The organism is uncultured Fibrobacter sp. (genome assembly GCF_937877005.1).
In the GTDB taxonomy this organism is placed as follows: Bacteria; Fibrobacterota; Fibrobacteria; order Fibrobacterales; family Fibrobacteraceae; genus Fibrobacter.
The window spans coordinates 1-2,174 of record NZ_CALEFV010000352.1 but is presented as its reverse complement, the minus strand read 5'-3'; the positions used below and the strand labels follow the sequence as shown (position 1 = coordinate 2,174).

Sequence of the window (2,174 nt, the reverse complement as noted above, 5' to 3'; positions counted from 1 at the left end):
GGCTAATTTTGGGGGGCATTTCGATTCCGTTTAGGCAAATCTATATTTATATTAGTGGTGATGAGTGTTGAAACAAGTCGCGGCTTGCGATCATTTTTTGGTCGTATTAGGAGCTTTGCCGTAGCTCCTGTTTTTTCCGTTTTTGCAGTGGGCGGAGCCCTTTCCATTCTTGCGGCGTGCTCGTCCGACAGCCACGTGGCGGGCAACAGCGCCGAGACGGGTTCCCCGGAACTCGCGGGTATCTTGGTATTGGATGGCGGCAAGCCGGCTGTGCATGCGCGGGTGCAGTGCGTGCCGGGCGACTACAACATTCTTGCGGCAAGCAACGCAGAACAGACTCTGCCATCTGCGTTCGAAACCGAAACGGATGAAAACGGAAATTATGAGTTTGACACCATCCCGTCGGGCAGTTTCTCCTTGGAGGCGTTCCACCAGGAATCCGGCCAGATGCTCCTGTTGCAGAACCTGAATGCCGAAGAGGACGAGCCCCTTGCTGTAAATGACACCTTGCGTAATTCTGGAACGGTCAAGCTTCTTGTGTCGGGCGCTTTCCGCGAAAACCAAAGCGGCGAGGCCATCGTCATTGGGACGACCATTCGCAGAAGTGTCTCCGTGCAGAACGGGAAAATCGTGGTCGATAGCCTCCCTGCGGATACTTTTGAACTTGTTGTTTACATGGATGGCATGAGTCCGTTTGGATTTAAGGATGTTTCCGTAAAGCCTGAAGAGACTACAGTCTGGGGCGATTCGGTGACATACACATTGAAAGCTCCGCTCGCACTCCCCGAAGAAATCGATTCGCTCGGCACCGTCGTGAGCAATTTTCCGCTAGCCATCCGATTGACAGGAATGGAAATCACTTTTGATTCTGCGGAGGTGGTGAACGGCCGTTGGGAGGCCGTGCGCATTTCGCAGGACGGAAAACGCAGCAAGAAACTCCCCATTACGCAGACTTACTTTGACGCTTCTGCCAAGGAGGCCGTGTTCTGGGTGAGTGTCGATTCGCTGAATGTTTTTGATTCGTTGGAAATCCATTTTGACAACACCATGGACCCTGCGTACGCAAAGGATGTGTTCCCCACGAACCGCAGCTATTCTCTGGTGTGGCATTTCGATAGCGGCCTTGCACCTGTGGACGATGGAGCGGAAAAGGGCTACTTCGAAGGTCTGCCGACAGGGGCCGTGGCTGCCGACGGTGTTGTGGGCAGGGGGGTGGAACTTGATGAAGGCGATGTTATTGTCGTCGAGAATTCGAGTGCGGCTGATTCCTCGCGCAAGGTGAACTTGAATTACGACGGTAGCGAATATTTCTGTTTCTCAGTGTGGGTAAAGCTCGAAAGTCTTGAAGCGGAGCAGATCATTTTCAAAAAGTCCAAGGAATATGCATTGCGCTATGTTCCAGAAAAAGGCTTTGTCGTGGACCTCTGGGTCCCCGATTCAAGTTCTGATTCTGTGAAATATGCTTGGTCGTCGGGCACGTCTGGTATTAAGGCGGGCGAGTGGGTGTATGTCGCCTTTAGTCGCCATACGATATCGCAGTCCAATTTCTACGTGAACGACCGTAAGATAGAAATGGAGCCGGAACAAATCGCTTGGACGGGCGTTCGCAAACTGGTCGACTTCGAAGTGGGCGGCTTTACCGGTACGATTGACGAACTCATGCTCGGTAGCTGTTACCGCGATGACGACTGGACGCGCCTTACCTACCTGAACCAGCGTCCCGAAAATTATTGGCCCGTGGTGATGGGTAGGTGATTTGGCGAAAACTAATTTCGTTCTGATTTTACATTTTAGTTTCCCTAAACGATAATATAACAGTAGGGCGGGGAGCCCTGACTGAGAATATTAATTGGGAGCTTTGTATGGAGTCTGTTTTGAGGACTCTTTAACGGCACCTACGACAGGAATGTCGTTTGGAAATAATCCTTTTATTTCTCGTAGTACGTCATTCCGTTGGGGAGCGTAATTTCGGTCATGTCGCTCACATCCACTTGGGAGACTGAGCTGACTTCGCCGCCGTAAATGATCATGCTGCCGGAACCGCTGGGCTTGAATGCCGCGCTGCTTGTGCCGTACGCCGTTCCTGCAGTGTAGCTGGTGGCGCTGCATTTGGGATATTCTTCGGTGCGGCTTCCTTGACACAGATTTCAAAGCCGCGAAGATAAATTTCACGG

1 protein-coding gene is annotated in these 2,174 nt (G+C 51.8%); it reads left to right on the top strand.

Annotated elements, in window-relative coordinates; translation table 11 throughout:
* Positions 1-60 precede the first annotated feature (60 nt).
* Entirely contained in the window at positions 61-1,755 is a 1,695-nt protein-coding gene (locus Q0628_RS15590; protein ID WP_298772581.1) for a LamG-like jellyroll fold domain-containing protein, read from the top strand.
* The last annotated feature ends 419 nt before the right edge of the window (positions 1,756-2,174 follow it).